The 22,723-nt window shown below is 63.1% G+C and carries 25 protein-coding genes and 2 tRNA genes; 21 read left to right on the forward strand and 6 right to left on the reverse strand.

Annotation, left to right across the window (positions count from 1 at the left end; translation table 11 throughout):
* Positions 1-50: 50 nt before the first annotated feature.
* From ACSQ84_RS25280 to ACSQ84_RS25290, 3 genes are all read left to right on the forward strand, one after another.
* Positions 51-126 (forward strand) — tRNA-Thr (locus ACSQ84_RS25280).
* A 353-nt stretch (positions 127-479) separates the two neighbouring features.
* Positions 480-1,220 (forward strand): hypothetical protein, encoded by a 741-nt coding sequence (locus tag ACSQ84_RS25285; protein WP_436214426.1) that lies wholly within the window; start codon positions 480-482, stop codon positions 1,218-1,220.
* 91 nt (positions 1,221-1,311) lie between these two features.
* A complete protein-coding gene (locus ACSQ84_RS25290; protein ID WP_436214427.1) occupies positions 1,312-1,785 on the forward strand; it encodes a hypothetical protein in 474 nt (157 codons plus the stop codon).
* Between the two features lie 93 nt (positions 1,786-1,878).
* Here the strand turns inward: ACSQ84_RS25290 and ACSQ84_RS25295 are convergent, their stop codons facing one another.
* Positions 1,879-2,436 (reverse strand): hypothetical protein, encoded by a 558-nt coding sequence (locus ACSQ84_RS25295; RefSeq protein ID WP_436214428.1) that lies wholly within the window; start codon positions 2,434-2,436, stop codon positions 1,879-1,881.
* Between ACSQ84_RS25295 and ACSQ84_RS25300 the strand changes: the two genes are divergently transcribed.
* On the forward strand, positions 2,423-2,638 hold the full coding sequence (locus ACSQ84_RS25300) for a hypothetical protein (protein ID WP_436214429.1): 216 nt from the start codon (positions 2,423-2,425) through the stop codon (positions 2,636-2,638). The genes ACSQ84_RS25295 and ACSQ84_RS25300 overlap by 14 nt on opposite strands.
* On the opposite strand, the gene ACSQ84_RS25305 is transcribed toward ACSQ84_RS25300, so the two are convergent.
* Positions 2,629-3,651 carry a polysaccharide deacetylase family protein gene (locus ACSQ84_RS25305; protein WP_436214430.1) on the reverse strand — a complete coding sequence of 341 codons (1,023 nt, stop codon included), beginning with the start codon at positions 3,649-3,651 and terminating at the stop codon, positions 2,629-2,631. The two genes, ACSQ84_RS25300 and ACSQ84_RS25305, sit on opposite strands and share 10 nt — an antisense overlap.
* A 211-nt stretch (positions 3,652-3,862) precedes the next feature.
* Between ACSQ84_RS25305 and ACSQ84_RS25310 the strand changes: the two genes are divergently transcribed.
* Together ACSQ84_RS25310 and ACSQ84_RS25315 are read left to right on the forward strand one after the other, a co-directional pair.
* Complete coding sequence (locus tag ACSQ84_RS25310; RefSeq protein ID WP_436214431.1) at positions 3,863-4,144, forward strand: hypothetical protein; 282 nt, start codon at positions 3,863-3,865, stop codon at positions 4,142-4,144.
* Positions 4,145-4,329: 185 nt separating this feature from the next.
* Positions 4,330-4,545 (forward strand): hypothetical protein, encoded by a 216-nt coding sequence (locus ACSQ84_RS25315; RefSeq protein ID WP_436214432.1) that lies wholly within the window; start codon positions 4,330-4,332, stop codon positions 4,543-4,545.
* Positions 4,546-4,667: 122 nt separating this feature from the next.
* Here ACSQ84_RS25315 and ACSQ84_RS25320 read toward each other — a convergent pair whose 3' ends face one another.
* Entirely contained in the window at positions 4,668-6,356 is a 1,689-nt protein-coding gene (locus ACSQ84_RS25320; protein ID WP_436214433.1) for an MFS transporter, read from the reverse strand.
* A 150-nt stretch (positions 6,357-6,506) separates the two neighbouring features.
* Here ACSQ84_RS25320 and ACSQ84_RS25325 point away from each other — a divergent pair, with 150 nt between their 5' ends.
* The 7 genes from ACSQ84_RS25325 (at position 6,507) to ACSQ84_RS25355 (ending at position 14,501) form a co-directional block, all read left to right on the forward strand.
* Positions 6,507-7,880, forward strand: coding sequence for a hydrolase (locus ACSQ84_RS25325; RefSeq protein WP_436214434.1), 1,374 nt, complete (start codon positions 6,507-6,509; stop codon positions 7,878-7,880).
* Between the two features lie 140 nt (positions 7,881-8,020).
* Positions 8,021-9,421 (forward strand): cytochrome P450, encoded by a 1,401-nt coding sequence (locus ACSQ84_RS25330; RefSeq protein ID WP_436214435.1) that lies wholly within the window; start codon positions 8,021-8,023, stop codon positions 9,419-9,421.
* 54 nt (positions 9,422-9,475) lie between these two features.
* Positions 9,476-10,888 carry an adenylate/guanylate cyclase domain-containing protein gene (locus ACSQ84_RS25335; protein ID WP_436214436.1) on the forward strand — a complete coding sequence of 471 codons (1,413 nt, stop codon included), beginning with the start codon at positions 9,476-9,478 and terminating at the stop codon, positions 10,886-10,888.
* A 226-nt stretch (positions 10,889-11,114) separates the two neighbouring features.
* A complete protein-coding gene (locus ACSQ84_RS25340) occupies positions 11,115-11,642 on the forward strand; it encodes a TerB family tellurite resistance protein (RefSeq protein WP_436214437.1) in 528 nt (175 codons plus the stop codon).
* 219 nt (positions 11,643-11,861) lie between these two features.
* On the forward strand, positions 11,862-12,641 hold the full coding sequence (locus ACSQ84_RS25345) for an SDR family NAD(P)-dependent oxidoreductase (protein ID WP_436214438.1): 780 nt from the start codon (positions 11,862-11,864) through the stop codon (positions 12,639-12,641).
* Positions 12,642-12,783: 142 nt separating this feature from the next.
* Complete coding sequence (locus tag ACSQ84_RS25350) at positions 12,784-13,587, forward strand: glutamine amidotransferase (RefSeq protein WP_436214439.1); 804 nt, start codon at positions 12,784-12,786, stop codon at positions 13,585-13,587.
* Positions 13,588-13,691: 104 nt separating this feature from the next.
* Positions 13,692-14,501: an enoyl-CoA hydratase gene (locus ACSQ84_RS25355; protein WP_436214440.1), complete on the forward strand. Its 810-nt coding sequence runs from the start codon at positions 13,692-13,694 to the stop codon at positions 14,499-14,501.
* 203 nt (positions 14,502-14,704) lie between these two features.
* Here the strand turns inward: ACSQ84_RS25355 and ACSQ84_RS25360 are convergent.
* Positions 14,705-14,780, reverse strand: a tRNA-Ala gene (locus tag ACSQ84_RS25360).
* Positions 14,781-15,027: 247 nt separating this feature from the next.
* Between ACSQ84_RS25360 and ACSQ84_RS25365 the strand changes: the two genes are divergently transcribed.
* Genes ACSQ84_RS25365 through folD form a run of 3 tightly spaced genes read left to right on the forward strand, consistent with a single transcriptional unit; the run spans position 15,028 to position 16,565 of the window.
* On the forward strand, positions 15,028-15,318 hold the full coding sequence (locus ACSQ84_RS25365; RefSeq protein WP_436214441.1) for a YggT family protein: 291 nt from the start codon (positions 15,028-15,030) through the stop codon (positions 15,316-15,318).
* Positions 15,319-15,337: 19 nt separating this feature from the next.
* On the forward strand, positions 15,338-15,679 hold the full coding sequence (locus ACSQ84_RS25370; protein ID WP_436214507.1) for a DUF167 domain-containing protein: 342 nt from the start codon (positions 15,338-15,340) through the stop codon (positions 15,677-15,679).
* Position 15,680: 1 nt separating this feature from the next.
* Entirely contained in the window at positions 15,681-16,565 is an 885-nt protein-coding gene (folD, locus tag ACSQ84_RS25375) for a bifunctional methylenetetrahydrofolate dehydrogenase/methenyltetrahydrofolate cyclohydrolase FolD (protein WP_436214442.1), read from the forward strand.
* 205 nt (positions 16,566-16,770) lie between these two features.
* Here the strand turns inward: folD and ppa are convergent, their stop codons facing one another.
* Both ppa and ACSQ84_RS25385 read right to left on the reverse strand, forming a co-directional pair.
* Positions 16,771-17,301: an inorganic diphosphatase gene (ppa, locus tag ACSQ84_RS25380; protein ID WP_436214443.1), complete on the reverse strand. Its 531-nt coding sequence runs from the start codon at positions 17,299-17,301 to the stop codon at positions 16,771-16,773.
* Between the two features lie 249 nt (positions 17,302-17,550).
* Positions 17,551-18,060, reverse strand: coding sequence for a GNAT family N-acetyltransferase (locus ACSQ84_RS25385; RefSeq protein WP_192739389.1), 510 nt, complete (start codon positions 18,058-18,060; stop codon positions 17,551-17,553).
* Between the two features lie 312 nt (positions 18,061-18,372).
* Between ACSQ84_RS25385 and ACSQ84_RS25390 the strand changes: the two genes are divergently transcribed.
* Genes ACSQ84_RS25390 through ACSQ84_RS25410 form a run of 5 tightly spaced genes read left to right on the forward strand, consistent with a single transcriptional unit; the run spans position 18,373 to position 22,641 of the window.
* A complete protein-coding gene (locus ACSQ84_RS25390; RefSeq protein ID WP_436214444.1) occupies positions 18,373-19,272 on the forward strand; it encodes a dienelactone hydrolase family protein in 900 nt (299 codons plus the stop codon).
* Positions 19,269-19,736 (forward strand): DUF2269 family protein, encoded by a 468-nt coding sequence (locus tag ACSQ84_RS25395; protein WP_436214445.1) that lies wholly within the window; start codon positions 19,269-19,271, stop codon positions 19,734-19,736. The genes ACSQ84_RS25390 and ACSQ84_RS25395 overlap by 4 nt, the downstream gene beginning before the upstream one ends.
* An 8-nt stretch (positions 19,737-19,744) precedes the next feature.
* The gene (locus ACSQ84_RS25400; RefSeq protein WP_436214446.1) at positions 19,745-21,076 is read left to right on the forward strand and encodes an SDR family oxidoreductase; all 1,332 of its coding nucleotides are present in this window, start codon (positions 19,745-19,747) and stop codon (positions 21,074-21,076) included.
* Entirely contained in the window at positions 21,073-21,480 is a 408-nt protein-coding gene (locus tag ACSQ84_RS25405) for a thiol-disulfide oxidoreductase DCC family protein (protein ID WP_436214447.1), read from the forward strand. Before ACSQ84_RS25400 ends, ACSQ84_RS25405 begins: the two co-directional genes overlap by 4 nt.
* A gap of 6 nt (positions 21,481-21,486) precedes the next feature.
* Entirely contained in the window at positions 21,487-22,641 is a 1,155-nt protein-coding gene (locus ACSQ84_RS25410) for a serine hydrolase domain-containing protein (protein WP_436214448.1), read from the forward strand.
* The last annotated feature ends 82 nt before the right edge of the window (positions 22,642-22,723 follow it).

Here is a 22,723-nt window from a genome sequence, read left to right on the forward strand (position 1 = left end):
ATCAGGTGGCACGCGTTTTCGGCCCGGTTGCCGAACGCTGCGTCTGGTCCGCCGCAATAGCTCAGTTGGTAGAGCACGTCATTCGTAATGACGGGGTCACAGGTTCGAGTCCTGTTTGCGGCACCAGCACTTTCATAGAAACCAAAACCGGCCAGGGCGAAGCAATCGCCGCGTAGCGGGATATTCCGCGCCAATGCTGCGCCATTAATCCTCCATTAACCATGTCGGCGCAGCATTCGTGCGTCCCTTCTGGAAACGAGTGTGCGGCGAGAAGCCGTTACCGCTGTCCCGGTGACGCTTTTGCCTTTCCCAACCGTGGAGTGGAGCCATGTCTGGACCAGGCAAGGTGCAACTGGGGGTAAATTTGCTTTCCGCATTCACATCGACAATTGCCGTTGCTTTGGTCTTGGGCTTGCCAATGGCGGTAGCTATAATCTGGCTGTGCTCCTGATTTCTTCGCCTGGCCAGAGGGCAAGGGCGTGTTTGACTGGTGGAAATCGACCAGGCCTTCGCCGAAATCCGCCGACAAGGCGCGCGTTGTCGGACCGCACGCCATCCTTGAAGAACTGCGCAGCCGCGTTCCCCGCTATATCGACGATGTCGACAACGGCAGGCTGATCTATCCGGCCTGCAAGCGGGCACTTTCGGATATCGATGGCGACGTCCGCTCGGTCTGGGATCACACCCGGCTGGAAGCGGTGCGATATCTGACGATGGTGCCAAGCCCGCAATTCGAGTTACTGACCAACGCGGACCGCCAGATCGAAATGATGAACGCTTACTTGTTTCAGCGCCCTCACGACGACACCGTGATCGATTTCACCGGAACTGCGACGACCGATTTTGCGATTGCCATTTTGGCCGGTCTCAACTGGCTGACCCATTGCGCCAAATTGTCCGGCGTTGAGGTAGCTAAGCAGTCCGGCACCATTCGCAATTTCAGAAAGGTCGTCACCTTGGCGCACCGCTGGTGGCTGACCGACGGCGCCGGCGAACGCGCCAGCCAATTGCTGGCGAATGGAGAGCAGCCGCCACTGATGTTCTATTTGATATGGAACGACTATACGCAACTCGCCAAACACATCGCGGCAGCGACGGTCTTTGGATCGTCGATCAACCGCGCCGCAAAGCTGGTGGCACTTCCCGCCGACCTCATTCCGCGTTTTGAGGCCGCGCAAGATCCGCTGGAATTGGCCGACGGCGCAGCACGGCGCCGGTAGTGGTTGGGGCGCGCTGTTTGCGTGACCTATCTCACATAACGATCCATGGCCCTCGCCTAGTTTCCCCGCCACCAAAAACGGGAGACACAACATGCGCAAATTCATTCTGACCGCAGGGTTCGTTTTGGCGTCTGCTGCCGCGCAGGCCGGGGATAAGAGAGGCCTTTCGCTGGCTGGCAGCGACGTGCAGGCGACCACCACGGCACCCGCCGTCAAGGCCACGACAAATTCGCAGACCGCCGAAGCCGCGCGCGTTGCGGAAGTCCCGCAAGCGGCCGAAGCGCCAAAGGCGGACGCGCCGAGGACCGAGGCGCCGAAATATGTCGAGCGTCCGGCGATCGTCGAACCCAAGCCCGAACGCAACGAGCCAGGATACAAGGATGGGCCCCGGTATAAAGACGAACCGCGCTATCGGGACGAACCGAAATACAAGGACGAACCCCGATACACGGACCAGCGTCGGTCGTATGCCGATGGGCCGCGGTACGACAAGCCCCGCAAGACGCGCTACTGGACCGAACGGCGCATCATCAACGCGCTGCATCGGCACGGCATCTACTGGTAATCCGAGAAAGCAGGACGCGCCCCTGGAGCGATCCGGGGCGCGTTTTCGATGTCCGGAACGCCGCGCCGGCCGAACCAAAGTCTGCGATCAGGGTTATTTGCTGCGCGGACGTTCGGCCCAATAGGTGCGGCCGTTGGTGTTCGGATCGGTATTGTCGCTCGAAGAAAAGGCGAAGATCGAATAATTGCCTTTCCAGTGCGCGTACCTTCCCATCCCCAGCACCGCGACTTCATAGAGGGAGGTATGTGCGGGGCCGAGCAACTTGCCGTCCTCGTAGAGCAGGACATCGGAACGGGTCTTGTTCTCTTTCGTCTCGTCGGCGACATCGCCGAAGAAATAGTCGGGCGCGATCGCCGCGATTTTGGAGTCGAGCAGCGGCATGAACGGCCGCCGGATTTCCTTCTTGGTCGACCTGCCCGAGATATCGTGGAGAGAGAAAGCCGGATTGTAGCTCACGGACGCCCAATACATCAGCGCAAAATACAGCGCGCTGGCGACCAGAAAGATCCTCACCCACGGCAATCGCGATACCGCTGGATCCTCGTCCGTGGCCGGACCGGCCGGATGACTCAAATGCCTGCGGCCATAGTCGGCGGTAATGACGACCAGGACAGCAAGCGCGGTCAGGAATACGGTCGTGGCCAACAGCATGCGCGTCCTCGCAGAGGCCAATTGTTACCGCCACGGCCATCGCTGGAAAACCCCAAACGGCGCGTTCACGGGCTTTTTCTTTACGGCCGCGCCGCTGCGGCGAGGCGTGGGGTACGCGCCAACGCAAAACGCGCCCGCGGAAAGTATCCGGGGCGCGTTGTTGTTGTTGACTGAGGTCGGCGCCGCGCGTGCCTATTCCTGAAGCGTCTGCACCACGCTGGCGATCGGACGGCTGGCGACTGTCGGGACCTTGAGGTCCTTGACCAGCATCGCATCATACTCGGCCAGGGTCTCGAGCTGCACCTTGGCCTTCATCAGCACGACCTTGTATCCGCCGGCCTTGAGGCGGCGCAGCAGCGTCGGCAAGGCGGTCGCCGTGTGCTTCTGCAGATCGTGCATCAGGACGACGCCCTTGCCCTGCTTGTCCAGCTTGGTCATGACGTTCTGGATCACCTGGTCGGGACCGCTCGATTTGAAGTCGTTGGAATCGACGTCGACCGAGAACATCGAGATGTTTCGCGTGCCGAGATAGGTCAGCGCGGGTTGGGTGTGTCCGAGCCCGGGAAAGCGGAAGAACGGCGCGGGTGCAGCGCCGATCGCCATCTTCACGGCGCTAAAGCCCTTCTCGATCTCCTCCTTGACCTGCGCCTCCGTCATCTTCTTGCTGTCGAGATGCGCGTGCGACCAGGTGTGCGAGCCGACGGTGTGGCCTGCTACGAAAACCTGGCGGAGGATTTCCGGATGATAGGTCGTGTGCTTGCCGACCGGAAAGAAAACCGCCTTGGTGCATTCGTCGGCGAGCGCCTTGAGCACCGCAGGCGTGGTCGGCCACGGACCGTCGTCGAAGGTCAGCACGACCTCCTTCTCGGCGAGGAAATCGAATTGCTTGTATTGCAGGAAGCCAAAACCCGGTCCACCCGTGGTGTCGATGATGACGGTACGGCTGACGCCGAGCGCATCCGGATTGGCGCAAACCGTTTTCGCAGCCACGGGCGCCGGAGGCGGTGTCGGCGCGGCCGGCTTCGCAATCGCAGCCGTGACCTCGACGTCATCCTTCGGCTTGGTCGCTGCGGCCGGCATCGGCTCGGCCTTGCGGGCGGCGACAGTTTGAGGGGCTGCCGCATCGGCACGCGGCGAGGACGTCCAGAACCAAACACCGGCGATCACAACCGCCGAAACAACAGTGGCCAGCATCAGGCCTAACGCATTACGCATCGCTAAACTTTCCACATCACGCAGGGGACACACACGCAACGGGCCATTAATGCGAATAAGGTCTTAACGCCTCCCCAACACGGCGCCGGGAGCCCAAGAAAATTAGAGGCTTATCTCTGTGTGATGAACGTCACAGCGGCGGCGACGGGCGGGGTGCATGGTCGGTCATCAACAACGGGCCCCGCATCCGCGGCGCCAATGGGAGCCGAAAATGACCGCCTGCTTCATCAACACCGTTCGCAACGTCAGCGTCGTGCTGGCCGTTGCCGCCTCGCTTTCCGCCGCTACCTCGACCGCGAGCCATGCCTTCAGCGCCGAAGCCCAGTCGATGTGCTCGGGCGATGCGTTCCGTCTCTGCAGCTCTGAAATTCCGAACATTCCGAAGATCACCGCCTGCATGATCAGCAAGCGCGCCAGCCTTTCCAGCGGCTGCCGTACCGTGATGGATCGCGATCTGGCCGCGCAGCGGTCCAACAAGGTCGCCGCGCAATAATCCCATTCGCCTCGGCTCTCCAAAAGCGCTTGCGTCGATCCGACGCAGGCGTTTTTTTGGTTTCCCGGCCGCCGATTTCGCGCACGAAACCGTTTCTACCCAGATCGGGTCCCGGGCTGGCTTTCGCCTGAAAACGCGATAGAAGGCGTGGACCCGCGTTCATTGCTGCGTGAAGGCAAACCAAGATGACCAGATTTCTATTCGTTATTCCCTTGCTTCTGATGACATCGGCGGCTTCGGCGGAGCAGAAGCAGGGCCATGACGCCTGCGCCCGCGACGTCTCGCGGTTCTGCCGCGCCCAGATGAATGACGGCGACCAGATCGTGCTGGCGTGCCTGCAGCAGAACCGCTCCCGCATCAGCAAGCCCTGTCAGCAAACGCTGGCGGCCCACGGGCGGTAATCTACGCTGTCGTCTTTCCGGGGCATCGCGAAGCGATGAGCCCGGATTCCATAACCACGATCGTGAGTATGGATTCCGGGCCCGCGCCAAGTGGCGCATCCCGGAATGACGAAAGGTGAGACCTACGTACTACTCCCCGCCACGGTCGCGACCGGCAACACCTCGTTGGCCGCGCGATCGGGCGTATCTTCCTTCCAGCGCACCGACCCGAATGGCCGCTCCAGCATGCGGCGCACGCGGATCGGCTCGGGGCCGAGATGGAAGTCGATTGCACGCTGGTGCAGCGCGCGTTCGGATTGGGTCGCGCGGTTGCGCTGGCGCAGATAATCCAGCCAGGTCGGACAGTGATAGCGTTCGGTCCACAATTCGGGATCGGCGATGTCGCGCGCGATCGACCAGCCATAGGCGCCGTTGCGCTGGCGGCTGAGCTGCACTTCCTGCATCACGTTGTGGAACAGGCGGGCGTTGTCCTGCGCCACGCGATATTCGATCTCGACCACCAAGGGGCCGCTGCGCCCGGTCAGCGACAGCCGCACTTCGGGATCGGCCAGCACTTCGGTGGCGGCTTCGTTGCGCGCGCCGACCGGCGGCATCCGCAGCCAAATGCCGAGGATCGGCGAGAGCAGCATCAGGCCCGCGGAAACCAGCAATGCGGCTTCGACGCCGGCGTAGTCGGTGAGGTGCCCCCAGCCCCAGCTGCCGACCGCGATGCCGCCGGCGATCGCGGCCTGGAACGCCGCCAGCGAGCGGCCGGCGACCCAGCGCGGCGCCGAGAGCTGCACGCCGATGTTGAACAAGGCGACCGCCAGCATCCACACCCCGCCGGCGAGCACGAGGGCCGCTGCGGTCAGCACCGCGCTCTTGCTGAACGCCACCGCGGCAATCGCGCCAGCCATCGAGATCGCGCAGGCGCGCACCGCCGCTTCGCCGCTCAGCCGCTTGCGCACTTCGGTGATATTGAGGGCCCCGATCACGGCGCCCATGCCGAAGGCGCCCAACATGATGCCGTAGGTTTGCGCGCCGCCATGCAAGAGATCGCGCGCGACCAGTGGCATCAGCGCCGAGACCGAACCGCCGATCAGGCCGGTGACCAATGTGCGTATCAGCACGATGCGGATTGACGGCGAGTTGGCGATATAGCGCACGCCGGAGACCATGGCGCGGTTGAGACGCTCGCGCGGCAGCCGCGACGGCTCATGAGTCCGGTTCCACAAAAACAGCACGACGATGAGCGGCAGATACAGCACGACGTTGACCGCAAACGCCGCGACCGCACCCGCGGTCGCGACCACGATACCGCCGACCGCCGGTCCAAAGCTTCGTGCGATGTTGTAGCTGATGCCGTTGAGCGCGACTGCCTGCGGCAACGTCTCCGCCGGCACCTGCTCGCTGACCGAGGCCTGCCAGGCCGGTCCGAACAGCGCCATGCCGCTGCCGACGACAAAACACAGCGCCAGCAGCACATTTGGCGTGACGAGGTCGAACCACGCCAGCACCGTCAGTGCGGTGGCGCCGACCAGTGCGATCGACAGCGAGACCAGCGCCACGATGCGCCGGTCGTGCATGTCGGCGATGGCGCCGGCCGGCATCGATATCAACATGATCGGGAGCATCAGCGCGGTCTGCACCAGCGCGACCTTGTCGGCCGAGGACGTCATCTGCGTCATCGCCCAGGCCGCGCCGACGCCCTGGATCAACAGGCCGAGGTTGGAGACCAGGCTCGCGAGCCAGATCCGCCGGAACACCGCGTGCCGCAGCGGCGCCGCAATGCTGTCGGTAGCAAAACGCGAGCGCTTCGGCTGGTCGGTCATGGTCCGTTCCGCCTGGCCTTCTGTCACCGGTTTGATTCCATTTGATTTTAAAGTGATGCCTGCGAAAACCCTGCCCTGTCCAGTAGTTACGCCGTCATCGGGGGTGCTAGGACACAGCTAAAGCATTGAAAAGTAATGAGAGGATACAAAATGACCCTGTCGCGGCGATCGATCCTGAAAAGTGCCGGCGCGCTGCCTTTGCTGGCTGGCCCCTTTGGATTTGAGGCCTTGGCGCAGACCGCGCCGGCCGTGCCTGCCGCCGCGGAGGTTCCGCCGATCCTGTTTGTGCACGGCAATGGCGATCATGCGGCGCTCTGGCTCACCTCGCTGTGGCGGATGGAATCGAACGGCGTGCCGCACGAACGGATGTTCGCAATCAATTTCACCGATCCGCTGGCGCGCAGCGACGACAAGGTGGAACAGCCGAACCGTTCCTCGACCGAGGACCAGCGCCGCGAGCTCGCTGACGCCATCAAGGAATTAAAGCGCCGCACCGGCGCGCCGCGGGTGGCGTTGGTCGGCAATTCGCGCGGCGGCAATTCGATCCGCAACGTCATCAAGAACGGCGGCGGCGGCGATGTCAGCCATGCCGTGCTGTGCGGCGTTCCCAACCACGGCGTCTACGACTGGGACGAAGGCCTCGGCGGCGAGTTCAACGGCCGCGGGCCGTTTCTGCGCGGCCTGAACCAGGGCGAAAGCGAAGTCACGGATGGCACGGCGTTTCTCACGCTGCGCAGCGACGGCATCGACAAGTTTGCGCAAGCCGACGGACGTTTCGTCGGCAAGCCGGGCATGCCGACCGGTGTGACCGCAGAAGGTCCGGCGCTGAAGGGCGCAACCAATCTGGTGCTGGGGGCCCTCGATCATCGCGAGACCGCCTACCATCCGCGCGCGTTCCGCGAGATCTACAAATTCATCGCCGGCCGCGAACCGTCGCGTCTCGACATCGTGCCGCAAGCGCAGGTCAAGCTGAGCGGGCTGGTGACGGGCACGCCGACCGGCGTGCAGACCAATCGTCCGGTATCCGGCGCGTCGGTGGACATCTATCGCGTCTCTGCCGACACCGGCGAGCGCATCGGCGGGCCGGTTCATTCATCGCAGACCGGCGCCGACGGCCGCTGGGGTCCGGCGCAGGTCGATCCCAGCTGGTATCTGGAAATCGTGCTGACCTCGCCGCACTCCACCATCACGCATTTCTACCGCTCGCCGTTCCCGCGCTCCTCCGACATCGTGCATTTGCGCGCCGCGCGGCCGCTCGGGTCGGCTGATGCCGGCGCCGGCGCGGTGGTGCTGATGTCGCGGCCGCGGGGCTATTTCGGCCTGCCGCGCGACGTGGTGCTGCTCGACGGCAAGGAGCCCAAGGACGTCAAACCGGGAGTGCCGACCGATTCGGTCACCACCTTGCGACTGCCGGCCGGGGAGGCCGGCCGCCCCGTGGTGGCGCTGTTCAACCAGGAGCGGATTGTGGCGCGGGCCTGGCCGGCGTCGGAAAACCGGATTGCGGTGGCCGAGCTGACTTATTAGCTGTTGGTGGTGCCGGCGCCTTTGTAGTGCCGGGATCGAAGAGATAGATTGGATCGTAGCCCGCATGAGCGCAGCGATATGCGGGGCTTTGGCACCATCCCGGATATCGCCTCGCTCATCCGGCTATGAAAGTGGCGCCCATGAGCATCGCCGAAGCCTACGACATGCCGGTCGCGCGCCCGCTGGTGCCGCCGAGCCCGCCGCGTGCGCCCGACGACATGACCATGCTGGGGCGGATGAAGGCGATCCGCGAGAACGTGATCGGCAGCTGGGGCCAGCGCGCCTATGAAGAGGATATCGTGTGCGGCCGGTTTTTCCGGCGCAGCACCTTCATTCTCAACACGCCGGATGCCATCCGGCATGTACTGGTCGACAATTACGAGAATTATACCCGCACGCCGGCCAGCTTCCGGGTGCTGCGGCCGCTGGTCGGCAACGGATTGCTGACCGCCGAGGGGCGTGCATGGAAACACCAGCGCCGAACGCTGGCGCCGGCGTTTACGCCGCGCGCGGTGACAACGCTGGTTCCGCACATGCTGGCCGCGACCGACGATACCATCGCCAAGCTCAGGGGCGTCAGCGACGCGCCGGTGGACCTGCGCCAGGTGATGCAGCGGATGACGCTGGAGATTGCCGGGCGCACGATGTTCTCGGTCGGGATGGACCGTCACGGCGCCGCCTTGCGCGATTTCGTGATGGAGTATGGCGAACGGCTGGCCAAGCCGCACTTCCTCGACCTGCTGCTGCCGCTGAACTGGCCGAGCCCGCAGGATTTCGCCCGCGCCCGTTTCCGCAAGCGCTGGACGGCTTTCGTGGCCGTGCTGATGGCCGAGCGCCGCGCCGCCGGCAAGCACGACGGCGCGCCGCGCGACCTGTTCGACCTGATGGGCGCCGCGCGCGATCCGGAAACCGGAGAGGCCTTCACCGATGAGCAGCTCGGCGACCAGATCGCGACCATGATTCTCGCCGGCCACGAGACCACTGCCACCGCGCTGTTCTGGTCGCTCTATCTACTGGCGCTCGACCCCGCGACCCAGGAGCAAGTGGCGGCCGAGGTGCGGGGCGCGAGCGTCAATGGTGCGCTCGCCACCGTAAACGGGGCGGTTGATATCGAGCGGCTGAAATTCACCCGCGCAGTGGTCGACGAAACCATGCGGCTTTATCCGCCGGCGTTCCTGATCATACGCGCAGCCGCTGGGCCGGATACGATCGCCGGCATGCCCGTGAAGAAGAAGGACGTCGTGCTGATCGCGCCGTGGCTGTTGCACCGGCACGAAAAACTCTGGCGCGACCCGAACGCGTTCGTGCCCTCGCGCTTCATGACGCCGACGCCGCCCGATCGCTTCGCCTATCTGCCGTTCGGCGTCGGCGCGCGTGTCTGCGTCGGCGCGCATTTCGCGTTGGTCGAGGCGGTACTGGCGCTGGCGAAGTTGATCGGCGCGTTTCGTGTCAGCTTGGTCGACACGGCGCCGGTGATGCCGGTCGGCGTGGTGACGACGCAGCCGGACCGCTCGCCGCTGTTTGCCATCGCGCCGCGCTAGAGCTGTTTCATGGCCTGCCTTGGAGGCGGGCCCAATCTGCACTAGGCTGGGATCATGAGTGACGTCAAAGCGCAATTTTCCATACTCAACCAGACCGCCGATCCCGCGGTGGCGGATGCGATCCGGCTTGCGGTCGAGAACGGTCAGGATCATGAGCTCAACCGCATCAACGTGCTGGATTTTGCGAAGCGCAATGGACTTGACGAAGAGCGGGTGATTTCGGGCTTTCTGCACGCCGCGCGGCTTGGCTTGTTCGACCTGACCTGGAACGTATTGTGTCCCGGTTGCGGCGGCGTGCTCGGCGCCCACAGCACGTTGAAATCGCTGCGTCCGGATGACTACCATTGTGGTCTTTGCGCCTGCGGGTATGAGGCCTCGGTCGACGAGCAGGTCGAGGTGGCCTTTACCGTCAGCCCGCGCGTTCGGCGCATCGCCGCGCATGATCCCAATACGCTGCCGGTCTGGGAATACTACAAACAGGTGTTCTGGAGTTCGGGCATCGATTTCAATGAGGCCGATATCGCGACGCTGGCCGACGAGGTGACGCTGGATACCCTCGAACTGCCGGCGGGCGAGAAGGCGGTGCTGTCGCTGCAATTGCCGAAAGAATTCGTCATCGTGTTCGAACCGGTGACGCATTCGGCGGAGTTTATCGACGTTCAGGGCGAGCCGACCAAGGAGCGTCAGCAGCTGTCGCTGGTCTACAGCAAGACCCCGACGCCAACCGGTGGAACCAGGACGATGCGTCCGGGCCCGTTGCGGCTGTCGCTTGAAAATCAGGCCGATGTGCGGACGTTGCCTTCGGTCTTTATCGCGGGCGATGTGATGCATCATCTGATCGGCAAGCGGAAGCCGTTTCTCACGGCCAAGCGGATGCTGTCGAACCAGACTTTCCGCGACGTGTTCAAGGCCGACAATCTCAGCGTCGATCAACGCCTCAAGATCACGTCGTTGACCTTCCTGTTCACCGATCTGAAGGGATCGACCGCTCTGTACGAGCGGGTCGGCGATCTCGCCGCGTTTGACCTGGTGCGCGCGCATTTCCACGCGCTGCTGGAAATTATTTCGTCGGAAAAGGGCGCCGTCGTCAAAACCATTGGCGATGCCGTGATGGCAACGTTCATCAAGCCTGAACATGCGATCGTCGCCGGCTTGCGCATGCGCGCCGCGATGGACGCACTCAATGTCGCGCGGGGCACCGAGGACCTCATCGTCAAGATCGGCATTCACGAAGGCCCGTGCCTCGCCGTCATGCTCAACGAGCGGCAGGATTATTTCGGCCAGACCGTCAATATCGCCGCCCGGGTGCAGAGCCTGTCGACCTCGCAGGAGATTCACATCACCGGTCCGGTGATCGATTCGCCGGCGGTTGCCGCCATCCTCGAGCGAGAGGCGATCAAGCCGATTCAGAAACAGGCGGCGCTGCGCGGCATCGCCGACAAGATGGTGGTGTACGAAATACCGTGATGTGACTCCATCATTCCGGGGCGATGCCCAGCATCGAACCCGGAATCTCGAGATTCCCCGATGCGCAATTGCGCATCTGAGGTCTGGTGCTTACGCACCATCCCGGAATGACGGATTCATAATTGATTGCCTAAACGTAATGCTTACCCAGTTCCCCCGCGCATTGCGCAGCCTGATTTTCCACGCCATATAACGGCTATCAAGTTTTCATTCGATAGAGGTGTCGATGCTCGACGGACTTCGCCAATTCATCGCCGACATTGTCTCCCCCGATGCCGACCAGGATCGGGCGTTCGACGATACCGGGTCTCGTCTGGCGGCGACGGCGCTGCTGGTTCATGTCGTCTCGCTCGACGGCGAGCCGACGGCGCTCGAGAAGCGCAGATTGCACAGCCTGATCGAAAGCCGCTTTGGGCTCGATCCCGGCACCGCGGACCGTTTGATCGCGTCGGCGACGCGGGTCGAGGGCGACGCGGTCGATCTCTATCATTTCACCAGCGTCATCATGCGGTCGGTGAATGAAGAGGGCAGGCTCAAGATCGTCGAGATGATGTGGGAAATGGTCTATGCTGACGGCGAGGTCACCGAGTTCGAGGACAACGTGCTGTGGCGCGCCGCGGATTTGCTGGGCATCTCGTCGCGTGACCGGATCGAACTCAAGCACCGTGTCGCGGCGCGGCGAGGCGAGTCTCAAGGCAAGCCTCATAGCGAGCCTCTCACGGACGCATCGAAGCCGGCCAACGCGACGGCGTAAGCTGGCATGCATGACCAATCCCAGATGACGAAATTTTAATGTGGGCTTGGCCCACTCTTCAGGGTGCGATAGACGCTGAATATATTGGATTTCGATTCGCCATGCGCTTGCCCTTGCATGGCGACATGTTCATGGGGTGGCTTGCGCCCCACCATAAGCCTATGCTCTCGTTCTGCCGTTGGGCGGCATTTCCGTAATTCAATTTAAGAGCATTCGATCGTGACTGAGCGTGTGGCGCTGATTACCGGTGCATCGGCTGGCATCGGCACTGAACTGGCGCGCGTTTTTGCTTCCAGGGGTCATCGTGTGGCACTGGTGGCGCGGCGCGAGGATCGGCTAACGGCGTTGGCGGCCGAGATCGTGGCGGGCGGCGGCCCGGCGCCGATCGTGATTCCCTGTGATCTCACCCAAACGGGTGCAGGCGACAAGATCGCCGACGCACTGACGGCGGCCGGCGTCGAAGTGGAGTATGTCGTCAACAATGCGGGCTTCGGTGTGTTCGGCAAGGCGATCCAGCGCGATCGCGCCGATCAGCTCGACATTATCACGGTCAATATCCGCGCGCTCACGGATCTGTCGCTGCGATTTGCCGATCAGCTGATCCGCCATCGCGGCGGCCTGCTCAATATCGGTTCGATCGCGGGCTTTCTGCCGGGCCCGGGCATGGCGGTTTATTACGCATCCAAGGCCTATGTATTGTCGTTCACCGAAGCGATGCGGGCGGAACTGGAGCCGCATGGCGTGCGTGTGACCGTGGTGTGTCCCGGCCCCGTGCCGTCGGAATTTCAGGCGCGCGCCGGCTTCGCGCCCGGATACGATTCGGCGATCCTCAATGTCCTGCCCGCCGATGTCGCCAAACAAGCCTATGACGGATTAATGGCCAACAAGCGCGCGGTGTTGCCCGGTCTTGGCATCAAGATCGTGCCGTTTCTGCTCCGGCTGTTTCCGCGCTCTTTCATCCTGGCGGCGGTTTGCCGTTTCCAGCTGCGCAAGCGCTGAAATGGCGGCGTGATCCGCCTCACAGACGCGCTGGCCCGCGATTTGCTTACAAATATTTGCAAATATCCGCAGGCCCGCATGAACTCACCTGAAATTAATACTCACTTAGGTATGGTTTTGGTTTGAGGCCCCGAGCACGTCGATGTCGTTCCGGTCGCGAAAAGATGGCGTAAGCGTCCTGCCCTTTCCGGGCCGCAGCGCGCTGGCCGCCGTGCAGACCGCCAAACCCCTGCTGCCGGTCCTGATCGTCCTGCACCAGGAGACCTCGACGCCGGGCCGGATCGGCAACGCGCTGCGCGCGCTGGGACACACCCTCGACATTCGTCGCCCGCGGTTTGGCGACCCGTTGCCTGAAACGCTGGATTTGCATGCCGGCGCGGTCATCTTCGGCGGCCCGATGAGCGCCAATGACAGCGATGAATATGTGCGCCGGGAAATCGACTGGATCGCGGTGCCGCTGCGCGAGCAGCGGCCGTTCCTCGGCATCTGCCTCGGCGCCCAGATGCTTGCCAAACAATTGGGCGCGCCGGTGGCACCCCATCCGCAAGGCCATACCCAGATTGGCTATTATCCGATCCGCCCGACCGAAGCCGGCCACGCGGTCTGCCCGAACTGGCCGGATCAGGTTTACCACTGGCACCGCGAGGGGTTCGAACTGCCTGCCGGCGCCGACTTGCTGGCGGAGGGCGACGACTTTCCGGTGCAGGCGTTCCAATCCGGCCACGCCTTCGGCTTCCAGTTTCACCCCGACGTGACCTACGCGATGATGCATCGCTGGACCACGCGCGGTTGCGATAAAATGGATTCGCCCGGCGCGCGGCTGCCGCATCTCCACTTCGCCGATCGCGCGGTGCATGACGTCGCTGAGCGCGCATGGCTGAAGCAGTTCATCGGCAGCTGGCTCAAGCGCATGCCGATGTCGATCATGTCGGAAGCCGCGGAATAGCCGCCACGCGGAATTTCCCCGCGTCTCCGAACCGACTGTCAAAATCATCAGATGTGCTAGTATTGCTTCCCTGAAGTCTGGGTAACGGACGATGGGAGGTCGCGGTGGACTATCAGCATATTCTCTACGAGGTCAGCGACAAGATCGCGACCATCACGCTCAACCGGCCGGACCGCATGAACGCGTGGACCGCGATCATGGAGCGCGACGTGCGCCATGCGATGGAAACCGCTGCCGCCGACGACAATGTGCGCGTCATCGTGCTGACAGGCGCGGGGCGCGCGTTCTGCGCCGGTGCCGATATGGAAGGGTTGAAAGGCATCGATCCCAACGAGGTCAGGCGCGGCGAGAACACGCCGTTCGACATGAACCGGCGCGCCGACTGGCAGACGCGCTACGCCTACTATCCGGCGATTCCAAAGCCCGTGATAGGCATGCTGAACGGCGCCACCGCCGGCATCGGCCTCGTCCACGCGCTGTATTGCGATCTGCGCTTTGCCGCCGACAACACCGTGTTCACGACCGCGTTCTCGCGCCGCGGGCTGATCGCCGAACATGGCATCAGCTGGATGCTGCCGCGAATCGTCGGCCACGCCAACGCGCTCGACTTGCTGATGTCCTCGCGGCGCGTTTCCAGCGAGGAAGCGCTGCGCATCGGCCTCGTCAACCGGCTTTACCCGCCGGATCAGTTGCGTGAGCAGACCTTGGCCTATGCGCGCGATCTGGCCGACTTCGTTTCGCCGAGCGCCATTGCGGTGATCAAGCGCCAGCTCTACGAAGTGCCGTTCCAGACGCTGGCAGAGGCCACCATCGACGCCAACCGGGAAATGCAGATCGCGCTGAGGGGCAGCGACTTCAAAGAGGGCGTGGCGAGCTTTATGGAGAAACGGCCGCCGCGGTTTACGGGGAAGTGAGGTTTTGATCCCGTAGCCCGGATGAGCGCAGCGATATCCGGGTTACACGCAGGTCCCGCATGTCGCTACGCTCATGCGGGCTACGTACTGTTGGAGGGGAAGTTAGATCAGCCCGTCTTCGCCCTTCGGGCTATGCCGGGCACCACGCTTCGCCCTTCAGGCTCCGTCGTGGCTGCGCCACGCGTAGCCCGAAGGGCGAAGCGTGGTGGAGCCAGGCGGGATCGAACCGCCGACCTCGTCATTGCGAACGACGCGCTCTCCCAGCTGAGCTATGGCCCCATCGCGGCCGCCCAAACTGAGAACGGGAGGCCGACAATCGGCGCCATTTACAGTCCGGCCCAAGGTCAAGTCAAGAACGGTTAAAGTGCCGTTCCATAGCGTTTTCGAGCGAAGTGGACGCCGATTCGCGTCAGGGAAACGCGTCAAAACACCGGGCTCTTAGGGTCTTTTTGATGGGAACTTCCCTTGTTTGCGGGGGGATGAACCGATATCTAGCAGGTTACCCCACCTGCGAGCCCCCTCCATCATGCGCGCTATCCTCGACATCATCAACATTGTCCTTGACCTCTACATCTGGCTGTTGATCGCCTCGGCCATCCTGTCCTGGCTGATCGCCTTCAATGTCGTGAACACGCGCAACCAGTTCGTCTCCGCGGTGGCCGAATTCCTGTACCGGATCACCGAACCGGTGCTGGCGCCGATCCGCCGGATGTTGCCCAGTCTGGGCGGCCTCGACATCTCCCCGATCATCCTGATCCTGATCATCCTGTTTATCCAGCGCGTGATCGCCTACTACATCTATCCCAACGTCATCTGATCGAGGGCGGCGCGAATTGATCGATGCTTCGAGGGTTCCTTGGCGTTACTCCACCGAGGGCATCAGTGTCGCGCTGCGGGTCACGCCGCGCGGCGGTCGCGACGACATCGACGGGATTGAGACGCTCGCCAACGGGCGTTCCGTGGTCAAGGTGCGGGTTCGCGCCATTGCCGATGGTGGCGAGGCCAACCGTGCGGTCATGGACCTGCTGGCGAAGGCGCTCGGCGTACCCAAGGCCAGGGTGAAAATCCTGTCCGGCGCGACATCGCGCCTCAAGCAGGTCGCCGTTAGCGGCGATCCCAAATCGCTTGGCGACACTTTGCGCAGACTGACCGCCGCCAAACCAGGTACGAAGGATTGAGATGACCGCCCGCATCATCGATGGAAAGATCATTGCAGCCGAGCTGCGCACCCGCGTCGCCGGCGAGGTCGCACGGATCAGGGCCGAGAGCGGCCTGACGCCGGGGCTCGCGGTAGTGCTGGTCGGCAGCGACCCGGCCAGCCAGGTCTACGTCCGCAGCAAGCACAAGCAGACCCAGGAAGCCGGCATGGCGTCGTTCGAGCATGTGTTGCCCGAAGACGTCGCGCAGACGGATTTGCTGGCGCTGATCACGCAACTCAACCGCGACCCCATGGTGCATGGCATCCTCGTGCAATTACCGCTGCCGAAATCGCTGCACACCGAAACCATCATCAATGCGATCGATCCCGCCAAGGATGTCGACGGGCTGCATCCCAGCAATGCCGGGCGCCTCGCCGGCGGTTTTGCTGCGCTGTCGCCGTGCACGCCGCTCGGCTGCATTATTCTCACCAAGAGCGTGCACGCTTCGCTCGAAGGCATGAACGCCATCGTGATCGGCCGTTCCAACCTGGTCGGCCGTCCCCTGGTGCAATTGCTGCTCAATGAAAATGCCACGGTGACGATCGCCCATTCGCGCTCGCGCGACCTGGCGCAATTATGCGCCCGCGCCGATCTGGTCTACGCGGCCGTCGGAAAACCCGAAATGGTACGCGGCGACTGGATCAAGCCCGGCGCCACCGTGATCGATGTCGGCATCAACCGCCTGCCGGCCGCCGACGGCAAGACCCGTCTGGTCGGCGACGTCGCCTATGCCGAAGCGCTCCATGTCGCCGGCGCGATCACGCCGGTGCCGGGCGGCGTCGGGCAAATGACGGTGGCGTGCCTCCTGGTCAACACGCTGCGCGCGGCCTGCGCGATTCACGGGCTGCCGAAGCCGGCGGTTTAGCTCCTCACTCGCCCCGCGCTTGCGGGGAGAGGGCTGGGTGAGGGGCTCTCTCCACGAGCACTGAAGACATGGTGAGGACGATACCCCCTCACCCGGATCACATCGCAGATGTGATCCGACCTCTCCCGCAAGCGGGGCGAGGTTAAGAAAGAACTGACGGGCCCTCAGATGTGCAGTTGCACATCGGGGAATTATCTCTACGCCGTCACTTCGCCTGCGCCCGCGCGATACCTTCCATGATCAGCTTCTGGGCGTCGTTGGCGTCGCCCCAGCGCAGCACCTTGACCCATTTGCCGGGTTCGAGATCCTTGTAGTGCTCGAAGAAGTGCTGGATCTGCTGCAGCGTGATGTCGGGAAGATCGCTGTAGTTCTTCACCTTGTCGTAGCGCTGGGTCAGTTTCGACGTCGGCACCGCGATGATCTTCTCGTCGCCGCCGGCTTCGTCTTCCATCATGAGCACGCCGACCGGGCGCACGCTCATCACGGCGCCGGGAACGATCGCGCGGGTATTGGCCACCAGCACGTCGCAGGGATCACCATCGCCAGACAGCGTGTGCGGGATGAAGCCGTAATTGCCGGGATAGCGCATCGCCGTATAGAGGAAGCGATCGACCACCAGCGTGCCGGCCTCCTTGTCCATCTCATATTTGATCGGCTCACCGCCAACCGGCACTTCGATGACGACGTTGACATCGTGCGGCGGGTTCTTGCCGATTGAAATGGCGTCGATACGCATGGAGGGCTCCGTGGTTGCTGGCGCAGTCGCGTTCGACTGGCTGGATTGGCATGCCTGGCAAATGCGCCAAACGCGTGTTGCGCGCTGGATGCCCGGCGTATCCATCGCATAAAGGCGGCTTTAGAAATGATGGGTGGCCGGGTCAAGCCATACTGAAGGCGAGTGGAGCCTGTCAGTGATCGGGACGCATTGCGCGGACCTTCGTCGGTCGCGACGATCAAGCCGAAAACGGGCGGTTTCAGGCCGGGCTCAGTTGGTCCAGGCGAAAGCGACCTTGTCGAGCGACTTGGGCCCGAACTTCTCCGAGGAGCGGGCGACCATGCGGCCGCCGAGCGCGCGATAGAACTCCGTCGCCGGATCGTTGTCGGAGAGCGCCCAGATCACCATGCTCTTGAGGCCGCTCTGCAGGAGATCACGGCGGGCAGAGGTGAAGAGGCGGCGGCCGAAGCCGAGGCCCTGGAATTCCGGGCGCAGATAGAGTTCGTAGATTTCGCCTTCGAAATGCAGGCTGCGGGCGCGGTTGCGGCCGTAATTGGCGTAGCCCGCGACCTTGTCGCCGAACACCAGCACGCTGACGCGGCTGCCCTTGCGGATCGCGCTGTCCCACCATTGCGGTCCACGACGGTTGATCAGCTTTTCAAGCTCGGCGCCGGGAATGATGCCCTGATAGGCCGAGCGCCAGGCTTCGTCATGGGTGGACGCCACCGCGGCTGCATCCGCAGCTTTGGCCGGCCGAACCTCGATCAGGGTTGTGCTCATGGTCCTAATCAAAGCAAGTCGCCGCGTCGGCTTCAAGGTCCATCGTTAATTATCGGTTAACCTGTGGATTTTCTGCATCAGTTTACCGCCTGGTTGTACCGAAAGAGGACAGGAAGCTGCCTTTACCGGCACTTAGCTGATGGGAGGCAGGGCAAAACCGTGCTCTGAATGATCCCGAGACCGCTGCCAAGGAATCCGGATCACGGAAAAATGCGCTGGACCTGATTCGCCGCCGGTATTCTGTTGTCGCGTTCAACTCTCCTTCCCTGGGCATCTTCAACGCTGCCTTCCAAGCCTGCGTCTGGCCAATTCATGCATCCGGCTAACGTGTTAATCGCTGCGGTCGTGCTTGCCGCGCTCGGTGCAAGCACCGGCGCGGCGCAACCAGGCCTTGGTGCGCAGCGCGCCGAGGGCGAGCCCAATCGGTTACAGCAATGGCTGGTGCCGTCGCCTGACTTCGGTCCGCCACAGCGCGCGGTGCTGTTTCGCCCGCCGGGTGATGGCCCGTTTCCACTCGCGTTGATTGCGCATGCCACTACCCAGAATGTATTGCGTCGCGCGCAAATGCCGCAGCCGGAATACCGCGCGCTGGCCGCGTGGCTGGTGGCGCGGGGTTTTGCGGTGCTGGTTCCGGAACGCCCGGGCCATGGCGCCACGGGCGGCAAATACCTCGAAGATCAAGGCGGCTGCGACGAGGCTGATTACGCCAAGTCAGGGCGCGCCACCGCGGATGTGATGGCGGCTGCGATGGGTTTTATGCGCAGGCAACCTTTCATTCGCACCGACGGCATGGTCGTCATCGGACACTCGGCAGGCGGTTGGGGCGCACTGGCGCTGGCCGATGAAGACCCGAAGCACATCGCCGCGATCATTACCTTTGCGCCCGGACGTGGCGGCCATGCCAATGATTTTCCCGATCAGGTCTGCGCGCCGCACACGCTGATCGCGGCAGCGGCCGAATTCGGCAAAACCGCGCGCGTCCCTGTCACATGGCTTGTGGCGGCCAATGACAGCTATTTTTCGCCTGCTCTGTCGCGGCGACTGGCGGACGCGTTTCGTAACGCCGGCGGCAAGGCCGATTTTCGTGTGCTGGGGGCCTATGGCAGCGAAGGGCACTGGCTGCCGGAAACCGAAGCTGGTGTAACAAGCGCTGCCGCTGAACTCGATCGCGCCTTGAAGCCCCGCTCGCCCAATCCGGTCAAAAAGCGATGACGCTGTATTTCGCGATCAAATACCTGCACGTGCTGGGCGCGATCGTCATTTTGGGCACCGGCAGCGGCATCGCGTTCTTCATGCTGATGGCGCATCGCAGCGGCGACGCCGCCTTCATCGCGCGCACTGCGGGCACCGTCGTGATCGCCGACATGCTGTTCACGCTGACGGCGGTGCTGCTGCAGCCCATCACCGGCGGCCTTTTGATGATGCTGTCATCGACCGCACTCACTGAGCTTTGGATCTGGGCCTCGCTCGGGCTCTATGCGGTGGCGGGGCTGTTCTGGGTGCCCGTGATCTTCATGCAGATCGAGATGCGCGACCTGGCACGAAGCGCGGTAGCTGAGAATGCGAAACTGCCGCCGCGTTATTTCGCGCTATTCCGCCGCTGGTTTCTGTTCGGTATTCCCGGCTTTGGTTCGGTCATGGCGATCCTGTGGCTGATGATCACGAAGCCGGTTTAGGTGGGAAAATGGATACGGAAGTAGCTCCGCGTAAAATCCTCGTCCTAGGCGCCTCCGGCTTGCTCGGGCGTTTCATTACCGACGATTTGCGCCTGCGCGGGTTTACAGTGATTGGGGTCGCGCGGCATTTCGAACCGTCACAGAAAATCAGCGCGTTCGACCTCGAGCTTCCGATCATGTCGATGGACGCCGCCTTGCTGGCGCGGCTGATCCGCGAGCGCGGGATCGATGTCGTGGTCAACTGCCTTGGCGTGTTGCAGGACGGCCCCGGCAGCGACACCCGTGCCGTGCATCGCGATTTCGTCGAACGGTTGCTGGCCGCGATCCGAGACAGCGGCCGTGCGGTACGCCTTGCCCATATCTCGATTCCCGGGACGGCTGATGAAGACCGCACCGCTTTCAGCACGACCAAGCGCGAGGCGGAGCGGCTGATCGCCGCGTCCGGCATCCCTTACGCGATCCTGCGGCCGGGATTTGTCGTGGCGCCGGCGGCCTATGGCGGCAGCGCCATGCTGCGCGCGCTGGCGGCATTTCCACTGCAATTGCCCGGCGACGAATCGGCGACGCCGTTCCAGCCGGTGGCGGTGGAAGATATCGCCGCGACCATCGCCTGGCTCGTCGCGCGCGACATCGATGACATCTCGGCGAGCGCCGTGATTTGGGACCTAATGCAGCCGCAACCGATCACGCTGGGCAATGTGATCGATCAATTCCGCTGGTCGCTCGGCACTTCGCGCATGCCGCGGATCACGCTGCCCGGCTTCCTGCTCAATCTCGGCGCTAAGGCAGGCGATTTCGCCAACAAACTGGGCTGGATGCCGCCGATGCGCTCCACCGCGATCGCGGAACTGCGCCGCGGCGTCACCGGCGATCCCGCAGGCTGGATGGCGGCAACCGGCATCGTTCCGAAGACGCTGGCGCAAGTGGTAGGCAGACATGCCGCCACCATCCAGGACAAATGGTTTGCACGATTGTTCCTGGTCAAGGCGCCGGTGATCGCGAGCTTGGCGGTATTCTGGATCGTGTCGGGTTTCATCTCGCTGGTGATCTCGTTTTCCGCCGCCGCCGATATTTTGCGCGCGCACGATTTTCCGCCGTGGCTGGTCGCGCCGATGACTGCTATCACCAGCCTGATGGATATGAGTGTCGGCGTGTTGATCGCCTTCCGCCGCACCGCCGCCGTTGGACTGATCGCCGGCATCGCCGTCGCACTGGGCTATATGGTCGGCGCGGCGATCCTGACGCCGTCTCTCTGGATCGAACCGCTCGGTGCGCTGGTCAAGACGGGGCCGGCGATCGTGCTGATGTTTGTCGCATTGCTCACTTTGGATAACAGATGACGGCATGGCCGGACGATGACGTGATCCTCTACGACGGCGTCTGCGTCTTCTGCTCACGCTGGGTCCGCTTCGTTGCCACGCGCGACATCGAGCGCCGCTTTCGCTTCACCCCGATCCAGTCCGGCTACGGCACGCGGCTGGCGCAGGCCTTCGGCATCAACCCGGATGATCCCGATACCAACGCCGTCGTCCACGGCGGCGTGGCATACTTCAAATCCGACGCCGCGCTGACCGTGCTCGGCGCCCTGCCGGGCTGGGGCTGGACGCGCGCGCTGTTTTGGGTGCCGAAGCCGCTACGCGACGCCGTCTATAATCTCGTCGCGCGTCACCGCTACCGGATTTTCGGCAAGTATGAGCAATGTTTTGTGCCCGATGCGGATATGCGCGCACGGGTGATGGAGTAGACCCGCATGACCGGCGCCATTGCACATCCGAAACACCACTTCCCGGTAGGTGAGGATTTTCTGCTGCTGTCGCCGACCGAGCAGGCCTACGCCTATCGCAATGTGGATCGGATGTTCGTCACGCGCGCGATCCGCCGCGGAACGAGCGTTCTTCCACTACAGCGCGGCGAGGAGATCGCACCCCATTATCAAGCGGACGGACAAACGCATGGCGTCGACGCCTATATCGGCCGCGCGAACATCGCCGGATTGCTCGTCATCAAGGATGAAAAAATCGTTCTGGAACGCTATGCGCTCGGGCTGGAGGCGAACGTTCGCTGGTCCTCGATGTCGATGATCAAGTCGCTGACGTCGACCCTGATCGGCGCCGCTTTGCAGCAAGGTGCCGTCGGCAGTCTCGATGATACGGTCTCGAAATATATCCCCGCGTTGCGCGGCTGTGCCTACGACTCCGTCACCGTTCGCCACCTGGTCACGATGTCCTCCGGCGTGCGCTGGACTGAGGATTACACCGACCGGAATTCACACGTGAACCGCTACAGCAAATCGCTCGGCGACAGGGTCCCCGGCGGCGTACTGGCGCTGATGCGCAGGCTGAAAGCCGAACACCGGCCTGGCCATCACTTCAACTACAACAGCGGCGACACCTACCTGCTTGGCAGCCTGTTGTCGGCGGCTACTGGAAAAACGCTGGCCGACTATATGTCGGAGACGATCTGGTCGCGCCTCGGCATGGAGTTCGACGCGTTCTATACGCTGGAGTCCGAAGGCGGCCAGGAGATCGGCGGCAGCCGCGCAGGGATAGCATTGCGGGACTTTGGACGTTTCGGTGTGTTCCTGCTGCGCAACGGCGTAATCGACGGCACATCAGTGCTTCCCGCCGACTGGATCGACGACGCTGGGCAATCCGCGTTCGTCCTCGACCCCGAAACCAATCGCTACGGCGCGCGGGGATACGGCTACAGCTGGTGGATCGATCCCGATGGTTCCATGGTCGCCCTCGGCTTCGCCGGCCAGGCGCTCTACGTCAACCGGAAAGCGGGGGTCGTCATCGTCACCCTGTCATGCCAGCCGCAGCCGCCCTATGCGGCGAGCTATCGGATTGACCTCAAGGCCGAGCAGCATTTGTTCAAGGATGCGGTGCTGGCGGCGTTGCGGTGATTGAACGCGCGTTACACTAGACCAGCGCTCGTTCATCCGTCATTGCGAGCGAAGCGAAGCAATCCATTCTTTCCTTGTCGAC

The organism is Bradyrhizobium sp. LjRoot220 (assembly GCF_964252915.1).
In the GTDB taxonomy this organism is placed as follows: Bacteria; Pseudomonadota; Alphaproteobacteria; order Rhizobiales; family Xanthobacteraceae; genus Bradyrhizobium.